This window comes from Pseudomonas sp. 22526 (assembly GCF_052044735.1).
Taxonomy (GTDB): Bacteria; Pseudomonadota; Gammaproteobacteria; order Pseudomonadales; family Pseudomonadaceae; genus Aquipseudomonas; species Aquipseudomonas piscium.
Genome location: NZ_JBQENK010000020.1, coordinates 127,299 through 136,612, shown reverse-complemented (window position 1 = coordinate 136,612; position 9,314 = coordinate 127,299). Strand labels below are relative to the sequence as shown.

Below are 9,314 nucleotides of genomic sequence, written 5' to 3'. Positions count from 1 at the left end.
GGCCTTCAGCGATCTTGAAGTCGCTGCGGCCGTCCCGGCCGATCGCAGCCTTCGGCAGCGGCTACAGAGTCCGTGCCCTATCGACAAGAACAATAAAAGAGACCCGCCCATGTCCAGCTCGACCCTTGCCCTGCCCAGCGCCGCGGAGACGTCCGACACCTATCGGCGGATCACCTGGCGGCTGATGCCCCTGCTGTTCACCTGCTACATCTTCGCCCACCTGGACCGCATCAATATCGGCTTCGCCAAGCTGCAGATGACCCAGGACCTGGGTTTCAGCGACAGCGTCTACGGTTTTGGCGCCGGCCTGTTCTTCATCGCCTACGCGCTGTTCGGCGTACCCAGCAACCTGGCCCTGGACCGGGTCGGGCCGCGCCGCTGGATCGCCAGCCTGATGCTGGTCTGGGGCCTGCTGTCCAGCGCCATGCTGCTGGTGGACAGCGCCGCCGGCTTCTACCTGTTGCGCTTTCTGCTGGGGGTGGCCGAAGCCGGGTTTTTCCCCGGCATCCTGGTGCTGCTCAATCGCTGGTTCCCGGCCGGCCGCCGCGGCCAGGTGACCGCGCTGTTCGCCATCGCCGTGCCCATGGCCGGGGTGATCGGCGGGCCGCTGTCGGGCTGGATTCTCGAAAGCTTCCACGACCTCGGCGGGATGCGCGGCTGGCAATGGATGTTCCTGATCGAAGGCCTGCCGGTGGTGTTCCTCGGCCTGGTGGTGCTCAAGGCGCTGCCGGACAGCATCGACAGCGTCGCCTGGCTGACTGACCTGCAGAAGCAGCAACTGCACGCGGCCCTGAGCCAGGAAGAGCAGCACAAGCCGATCACCCGTTTCGCCGGCATCCTCCAGGACAGGCACATCTGGCTGCTGGTGTGCATCTATTTCGCGGTGATGCTGGCGGTCAACACCATCGCCTTCTGGATGCCGACCCTGATCCATCACGCCGGCATCGCCCGCGACAGCCGCGTCGGCATGCTCAGCGCCCTGCCGTACCTGGCCGGCTGCCTGTTCATGATCGGCGTCGGTCGCTCTTCCGACCGCCTGCGCGAACGGCGCTGGCACCTGAGCGTGCCGCTGCTGATGTCCAGCGCCGGCCTGATCGTCGCCGGCCTGGCCCCGGACAACGCCTGGCTGGTAATGGCCGGGTTGCTGGTGGCCGGCATGGGCGCCAGCGCCGCGCTGCCGATGTTCTGGCAACTGCCGCCGGCCTTTCTCGCCAGCACCACCCAGGCCGCGGGGATCGCCCTGATCAGCTCCTTCGGCAGCATCGCCGCCTTCCTCGCGCCCTACCTGATCGGCGTGGTCCGCGACGCCACCCAGAGCGCCAGCCTCGCCCTCTATGCCCTGGCCCTGCTGATCGCCGGCGGCGCCTGGCTGGTGCTGCGGGTGCCGGCCCTTATCGTCAATCCCCAGGAGAAGTAACCATGCTCAGCCCTTCGGACATCCAGCAGGCCGCCGCCCGCCTCGACGCCGCCGAACGCAACCGGGAACAGATCGCCCAACTGTCGCTGGAGTTTCCCGGCATCACCATCGAAGACGCCTACGCCATCCAGCGCAGCTGGGTGGAACACAAGATCCGCGCCGGGCGCAAGCTGGTCGGGCACAAGATCGGCCTGACCTCGCGGGCCATGCAGGTGTCGTCGAACATCAGCGAGCCGGACTTCGGCGCCCTGCTGGACGACATGCTGTTCGAGGAAGGCAGCGATATTCCCTTCCAGCGCTTTATCGTGCCGCGGGTCGAGGTGGAACTGGCGTTCATCCTCGGCAAGCCGCTCAAGGGCCCGAACTGCACGCTGTTCGATGTGCTCGACGCCACCGAGTGGGTGATCCCGGCCCTGGAGATCATCGACGCGCGCATCCAGCAGGTCGACCCGCAGACCCAGGTCACGCGCAAGGTGTTCGACACCATCTCCGACAACGCCGCCAACGCCGGGGTGGTGATGGGCGGGCGCGCGGTGCGCCCCGGCGACATCGACCTGCGCAAGGTGCCGGCGGTGCTGTACCGCAACGGGGTGATCGAGGAGTCCGGGGTATCCGCCGCGGTGCTCAACCATCCGGCCAAGGGCGTGGCCTGGTTGGCCAACAAGCTGGCGGCCTATGACGTCGGCCTGGAAGCCGGGCAGATCATTCTCGGCGGTTCCTTCACCCGCCCGGTGGCCGCCCGCCCCGGCGATACCTTCCACGTCGACTACGATCAGCTCGGCAGCATCGCCTGCCGTTTTGTCTGAGGAGGACGCTCATGCAACTGCCGATCAACCATTTCAAGCAACGCCTGCAGCAAGACGCGCCGCAGATCGGCCTGTGGCTGGGCCTGGCCAATGCCTATTGCGCGGAACTGGCGGCCAACGCCGGTTTCGACTGGCTGCTGCTGGACGGCGAACACGCGCCCAACGACCTCAACAGCCTGCTCGGCCAGTTGCAGGCCATCGCGCCCTACCCGGTGCAAGGCATCATTCGCCCGCCGGTGGGCGACACCGCGCTGATCAAGCAACTGCTGGATATCGGCGCCCAGACCCTGCTGATCCCCATGGTGGAAAGCGTCGAACAGGCCCGGCAACTGGTGCGCGCCATGCGTTATCCGCCAGCGGGCATTCGTGGCGTCGGCAGCGCCCTGGCCCGAGCGTCGCGCTGGAACAGCATTCCCGGTTACCTGGACCAGGCCGACGAGCAGATGTGCCTGCTGCTGCAGATCGAGAACCTCGAAGGCCTGGCCAATCTGGATGCCATCGCCGCCCTGGAGGGGGTCGATGGTTTGTTTATCGGCCCGGCCGACCTCTCGGCGTCCATGGGCCATCGCGGCAACCCGGGGCATCCCGAGGTGGTCGCGGCGATCGAGGACGCCATCGCGCGGATCCGCAAGGCCGGCAAGGCGGCCGGGATCCTCAGCGCCGACCGGACATTGGCGCAGCGCTATATCGAGCTGGGGGCGAACTTCGTCGCGGTGGGGGTGGATACCACCGTGCTGATGAAGGGCTTGCAGGGGTTGTTGGGGCAGTACAAGGAGGTGGCGGCGCCTACCTCGGGTGGCGGGGCTTATTAACCCCTCGCCCTGTAGCCGCTGCCGAGCTTGCGAGGCTGCGATCGACTGCGCAGCAGGCGCAAAACCTGAGATTCGCGTTGGGTCTGGATAACCGCGTTGGCCCCGTTGCGGCCGCTACGCGACCGATCGCAGCCTCGCAAGCTCGGCAGCGGCTACGGGACGGGCGTCAGCCCTGGCGCGCCGCCAGGCGCCAGACCCGGGCAATATCTGCCGCCCTGTCTCGCAGCAAGCGCGGCGCTTCGGCACAGGCCTGCTCCAGGGTCATGGGGCCGGAGGCCAGGGCAAAGGCCGCATCCACGCCGTGCCCATACATCTGCTCGTAGCCTTCGCCCAGGGTCCCGGCGATCACTATCACCGGCACATTGTGCTGCTTGGCGATGCGCGCCACGCCAAAGGGGGTCTTGCCCCGCAGGGTCTGGGCGTCGAAGCGACCTTCGCCGGTAATCACCAGGTCCGCGCCCTGCACGGCCTCGGCCAGCCCCACCAGCTCGGCCACCACTTCCACCCCCGGACGAAACCGTGCGCCAAGGAAGGCCTTGGCGGCGAACCCCAGGCCACCGGCGGCGCCGCTGCCCGGTTCGTCGCGCACGTCCTTGTCCAGCACCTGGGCGGCCTGGTCGGCAAACTGGCCGAGGGCGCGGTCCAGCTGTTCGACCTGCTGTGGCGACGCGCCCTTCTGCGGGCCGAAAATCGCCGAGGCGCCGTGGGGGCCGCAGAGAGGATTGTCGACGTCGGCAGCGATCTCGAAACGCACCTCGGCCAGCCGTGGGTCGAGCTGGCTCAGGTCAACCCGCGCCACCTGTGCCAGGGCCAGGCCGCCCAGGGGAAGAGTCTGGCCATCGCGATCCAGCAGGCGCACGCCCAGCGCCTGCAAGGCGCCGCTGCCGGCGTCGTTGGTGGCGCTGCCGCCGATGGCCAGGATCACCCGTTGCGCACCGGCATCCAGGGCCGCGCGGATCAGCTCGCCGGTGCCGATGGTGCTGCTGGTGCAGGCATCGCGCTGGCCCGGCGGCACCAGTTGCAGGCCGCTGGCCTCGGCCATTTCGATGATCGCAGTATGGCTCTGCGGCAGCCAGCCCCAGCGCGCGTCCACCGGCGTTCCCAGCGGCCCCTGGACGCGGGTGCTGCGCAGCTGGCCCTCGCAGGCATCGAGGATCGACTCCACCGTGCCCTCGCCGCCGTCCGCCATCGGGCACTGGATCAGCTGCGCGTCCGGCCACACCCGCGCCAGCCCGTCGGCGATGGCGCTGGCCACGCCAGAGGCACTCAGGCTGTCCTTGAAGGAGTCGGGGGCGATGATGATTTTCATGGGCTATCTCCGGTTCTTATGGCGCCCATGCTGCCAGTTGGCCGCGACCTTGACCCCGGTCGGCTGCACAAGTGTGGGGCGGCTTTATTGTTCATTGTCACAATCATAGGAGCCAGACGCAGTCTTGTAGGAGCGAGGCTTGCCCGCGATCAAGGCGCCGCGGTGTATCAGGCTCACCGCGGTGTGGCCATCGCGGGCAAGCCTCGCTCCTACGAATGCTGTGGTCAGGGTGCGTCGATCTGCGGCAACAGCTGCACCCCCAGGTACAGCGCCAGCATGCCGTCGAGCTTGAGCGGGTCGACGCCGCTGAGTTCGGCGATGCGCTCCATGCGGTAGCGCAGGCTGTTGCGGTGGATGCCCAGGGCGTCGGCGCAGGCCTGGCTCTGGCCGTCGTGGTCGCACCAGCTGCGCAGGGTCGCCAGCAGCTGGCCATTGCTGTCCTTGGCGATGACCTTGCGCAAGGGGCTGAGCAACTCGTCCAGGGCATCGTCATTGCGATGGCGCCAGAGCATCACCGGCAAACGGAAACGATTGAGGGTCAGCAGCCGCGACTGGGGCAGCACATCGCGGCCATAAGCGAGCAAGTCGCCGACCCGCCGGTAGCAGCGGCGCAGCCCCGCCAGTCCGTCGGCCTGGCCGCCCACGGCGATGCGCAGGATGTTCCAGCCCAGGCTGTCGAGTTTTTCCAGCAGCCGCGGGTTGTCGAGGCTCAGGGTCGCCGGCCGGCACCACAGCAACGAGGACTTGGCCGAGCTGACGCACCAGCTGTCCGGGTAACGGGACATCAGCCAGGCGCTCAGGGCCTCGACGGTCTGCCCCGCCCCTTGCTCCGGGCCCAGCTCGAACAGATAAGGCGTGCGCGGCAGCTGCGGCTTGAGGCCCATCTGCTGCGCCTCGTCCACCAGCCGCGGCGAATCCCCGCTGTCGCTGAGCAGCAGCGCCAGCAGGTCGTCGCAACGCTGGCGGCGCCATTGCTGTTCCGCCTGCTGGTGGCGCTGGCCCACCAGCATCTCGGCGGTCATGCGCACCAGCTCGGCATAGGTGCGCAGCAGTTCCGGCTCGCCGGTGATGCCCAGCACGCCAATCAGCCGCTGGTCGTGCAACAGCGGCAGGTTGATCCCCGGCTGCACGCCCTTGAGGTGCTTGGCGGTCTGCGCGTCGATCTCCACCACCCGGCCGTTGGCCAGCACCAGCTGCGCGCCTTCGTGGCGTGTGTTGATGCGCTCGGGCTCGCCGCTGCCCAGGATCAGACCCTGGCTGTCCATGACGTTGACGTTGTAGGGCAGGATGGCCATCGTCCGGTCGACGATATCCTGCGCCAGGTCGTGATCTAGTTCGAACATAGCGGCGTGATCCTAGGAAAGACGGGCTCGGAAAAGATAACGAGGGCTTGTTCACCGGCACAGGGGATGCCGGCAAACCCTGTGCGCCGGCACAAAGACAGCGGCCCATGGGGTGACCGAGACTCTCGGGGCGATCAACGTTAACCTCGCATCGCAAAAAATCATAATAAAGAGAGACACGCCATGTCACAGAGCGCCGCTGCCACCCTGGCCACCGATGACGATAAAAATGCCGTCTACAAGCGCATCACCCTGCGCCTGATCCCCTTCATCTTCATCTGCTACCTGTTCAACTACCTCGACCGGGTGAACGTCGGCTTCGCCAAGCTGCAGATGCTCGATGCCCTGAAATTCAGCGAAACCGTGTACGGCCTGGGCGCCGGGATCTTCTTCATCGGCTACGTGCTGTGCGGCGTGCCGAGCAACCTGGCGCTGAACAAGTTCGGCCCGCGGCGCTGGATCGCGCTGATGATGATCACCTGGGGCACGCTGTCGACCTGCCTGCTGTTCGTCACCACCCCGACCCAGTTCTACACCCTGCGCCTGTTCACCGGCGCCGCCGAGGCCGGCTTCTTCCCTGGCGTGGTGCTGTACCTCTCGCAGTGGTTCCCGAGCTTCCGCCGCGGCCGCATCATGGCCCTGTTCATGTCGGCGATCCCGGTCTCCGGCCTGCTCGGCAGCCCGTTCTCCGGCTGGATCCTCAACCACTTCGCCGCGGGCCAGGGCGGCATGGCCGGCTGGCAGTGGATGTTCCTGCTGCAGGGCATCCCTACCGTGATCCTCGGCGCCCTGGCGTACTTCCTGCTCAATGACAATTTCGCCCACGCCAAGTGGCTGAGCCCGCAGGAACGCGCGCTGCTGGAAGCCGACCAGGCCGAAGACGCCGCGAGCAAGCCGCGCACCACCGGCGATTCCCTGGCGGCGGTGTTCAAGAACCCGGCCATCTGGGCCTTCGGCCTGATCTACTTCTGCATCCAGAGCGGCGTGTACGCCATCAACTTCTGGCTGCCGTCGATCATCAAGAACCTGGGGTTCAGCGACAACCTGGTGATCGGCTGGCTCAGCGCCATTCCCTATCTGCTGGCGGCGCTGTTCATGCTGATGGTCGGGCGCTCGGCCGACCTGCGCCAGGAACGCCGCTGGCATCTTGTAGTGCCGATGCTGATGGGTGCCATCGGCCTGGTGATCGCGGTCAACTTCGCCGCCAACCCGACCATCGCCATCCTCGGCCTGACCATTGCCACCATGGGCGCCCTCACCGGCCTGCCGATGTTCTGGCCGGTACCGACCGCGCTGCTGAGCGCCGGCGCCGCCGCGGGAGGCCTGGCGCTGATCAACTCCATGGGCCAGATGGCCGGCTTCCTCAGCCCCTACATCGTCGGCTGGGTCAAGGACAGCACCGGCTCCACCGACGCCGCGCTGTACCTGCTGGCCGGGGTGATCGTCACTGGCAGCCTGCTGGCCCTGCGCATGACCCGCAGCCTGAAACGCTGAGCCACGCCTCCGAGCCTGCCACCGGGCCTGCCCTCTGGCGGGCCCGGCTTCCCGGGACAAGCCGCGGGTTTGTCACCGCCTCGCTACAAAAAGCAACAGCCCGCCCGGGCGCCCCCGTGGTATATCGGACAGACATCCGGCCGCGGCAGTTTTCCTTTGGCTGGATCGCTTGACGACTCCCTCGCAGCCCTTACCGAAGGAAGACCCACAGGATCATGACCGCGCCCATCTCCCTCGCCCGCCTGAGCGATATCCAAGCCCTGGAACAGCAGCAGCCCCTGGCCCAGCGCAATCTTCCCGCCAGCACCTATGAACTCTTGCAGCGCTCGGCCAGCCGTTTCGGCGAGCGCACCGCCCTGACCTTCCTGCCCCAGGGCAGCCTCCAGGACCAGCCCTGGAACATCAGCTACGCCGAATTGTTCGCCCAGGTCACCCGCACTGCCAACGCCCTGCACCGGCTGGGCATCGGCCCGGGCAAGGCAGTGTCCTTCCTGCTGCCCAACCTGCCGCAGACCCATTACGTGATCTGGGGCGGCGAGGCCGCCGGGATCGTCAACGCCATCAACCCGCTGCTGGAGCCGGAGCACATCGCCGAGCTGGTCCGCGCCTCGCGCACCACGGTGCTGGTGACCCTGGCGCCCTTCCCCGGCACCGACCTCTGGCAGAAGGTCGCCAACCTGCGCGAGCGCCTGCCGGAGCTGGAAGCCATTGTCACCATCGACCTGGCCAACCTGCTGCCGGAGCCGCAACGCAGCGCGATCAAGAGCCAGCGCCCGGCGATGCCGGAGGGCGTGCTGGACTTCGACACCCTGCTCGCCGCCTGCCCCGCCGACCACCTGGAAAGCGGCCGGGTGATCCAGGCGGACGACATCGCTTCCTACTTCCACACCGGCGGTACCACCGGCACGCCGAAACTGGCGCCCCACAGCCACCTCAATGAAGTGGCGATGGCCGAGATCATCGGCCTGCACGGCGATTACGGCAGCCGCGACGTGGTGCTCTGCGGGCTGCCGCTGTTCCACGTCAACGGGGTGATACTCACTGGCCTCGCCGCCTTCCACCGCGGCGCTCAGGTACTGCTGGCCGGGCCCCAGGGCTACCGCAACCCGACGCTGATCAAGGATTTCTGGCACCTGGTGGAACGTTATCGGATCAGTTGCTTCAGCGGCGTGCCGACCATCTTTGCCGCCTTGCTGCAGGTGCCCAACGACGGGATCGATGTCTCCAGCCTGCGTTTTGCGATATGCGGCGCCGCGCCGATGCCGGTGGAGCTGATCCGTCAGTTCGAGGCGCGCTCGGGGCTGAAGATCATCGAAGGCTACGGCCTCACCGAAAGCACCTGCGCCACCAGCTGCAACCCGCGGGACGGCGAGCGCCGGGTCGGTTCCATCGGCCTGCGCCTGCCGTATTGCGAGGTCAAGATCGCCGTGCTCGACAGCGACGGCCATTACCTGCGCGACGCCGCCATCGACGAGCCCGGCAACGTCTGCCTGCGCGGGCCGACGGTGTTCAAGGGCTATCTGCAGGCCGACAAGAACCAGGGCCTGTGGCTCGACGGCGGCTGGTTCAACACCGGCGACCTGGGGCGCATCGACCGGGACGGCTACATCTGGCTGACCGGGCGCAGCAAGGACCTGATCATCCGCGGCGGCCACAACATCGACCCGCAGATGATCGAAGAAGCCCTGCATCGCCACCCGGCCGTGGCCATGGCCGCGGCGGTGGGCAAGCCGGACCTCAAGGCCGGCGAGCTGCCGGTGGTGTACGTCCAGCTCAAGGCCGGCGCCAGCGCCGATCCGGCCGAACTGCTGGAGCACGCCGCGCGGCATATCCATGAACGGGCCGCGCTGCCCAAGAACGTCTGGCTGCTCGAGCAGATTCCCCTGACGGCCGTGGGCAAGACCTTCAAGCCGGCCCTGCGCCTGGACGCCATTCGCCGAGTGTTCGAGGACGAGGTACGGCAGGTTGCCGACGGCATCCGCGTCGAAGCCGTCAGCGACGAGCGCCACGGACAACGGGTGGATATCCATGTGCCCGACCTGGATGCAACCCGCCGCGCCGCCCTGGACCAACGCCTGAGCGGTTACGCGGTGCGCTACCAGTTGCACTCGGCCTGAGTCGCCGGCGGCCCCG

The 9,314-nt window shown here is 67.5% G+C and carries 7 protein-coding genes; 5 read left to right on the top strand and 2 right to left on the bottom strand.

Features of this window, described 5'->3' with window-relative positions; translation table 11 throughout:
• Window positions 1-109: 109 nt before the first annotated feature.
• Genes ACTJKT_RS25700 through hpaI form a run of 3 tightly spaced genes read left to right on the top strand, consistent with a single transcriptional unit; the run spans window position 110 to window position 3,035 of the window.
• Window positions 110-1,417: an MFS transporter gene (locus ACTJKT_RS25700; protein ID WP_440789048.1), complete on the top strand. Its 1,308-nt coding sequence runs from the start codon at window positions 110-112 to the stop codon at window positions 1,415-1,417.
• A 2-nt stretch (window positions 1,418-1,419) separates the two neighbouring features.
• The gene (gene hpaH, locus ACTJKT_RS25695) at window positions 1,420-2,223 is read left to right on the top strand and encodes a 2-oxo-hept-4-ene-1,7-dioate hydratase (RefSeq protein ID WP_440789047.1); all 804 of its coding nucleotides are present in this window, start codon (window positions 1,420-1,422) and stop codon (window positions 2,221-2,223) included.
• An 11-nt stretch (window positions 2,224-2,234) separates the two neighbouring features.
• Window positions 2,235-3,035, top strand: coding sequence for a 4-hydroxy-2-oxoheptanedioate aldolase (gene hpaI, locus ACTJKT_RS25690; RefSeq protein WP_440789046.1), 801 nt, complete (start codon window positions 2,235-2,237; stop codon window positions 3,033-3,035).
• A gap of 166 nt (window positions 3,036-3,201) precedes the next feature.
• Here hpaI and ACTJKT_RS25685 read toward each other — a convergent pair whose 3' ends face one another.
• A complete protein-coding gene (locus ACTJKT_RS25685) occupies window positions 3,202-4,344 on the bottom strand; it encodes a glycerate kinase (protein WP_440789045.1) in 1,143 nt (380 codons plus the stop codon).
• Between the two features lie 224 nt (window positions 4,345-4,568).
• On the bottom strand, window positions 4,569-5,687 hold the full coding sequence (locus ACTJKT_RS25680) for a sugar diacid recognition domain-containing protein (RefSeq protein WP_440789044.1): 1,119 nt from the start codon (window positions 5,685-5,687) through the stop codon (window positions 4,569-4,571).
• A gap of 183 nt (window positions 5,688-5,870) precedes the next feature.
• Here ACTJKT_RS25680 and ACTJKT_RS25675 point away from each other — a divergent pair, with 183 nt between their 5' ends.
• On the top strand, window positions 5,871-7,181 hold the full coding sequence (locus ACTJKT_RS25675) for an MFS transporter (RefSeq protein ID WP_440789043.1): 1,311 nt from the start codon (window positions 5,871-5,873) through the stop codon (window positions 7,179-7,181).
• 215 nt (window positions 7,182-7,396) lie between these two features.
• Window positions 7,397-9,298 carry an acyl-CoA synthetase gene (locus ACTJKT_RS25670; protein ID WP_440789042.1) on the top strand — a complete coding sequence of 634 codons (1,902 nt, stop codon included), beginning with the start codon at window positions 7,397-7,399 and terminating at the stop codon, window positions 9,296-9,298.
• Window positions 9,299-9,314 lie beyond the last annotated feature (16 nt).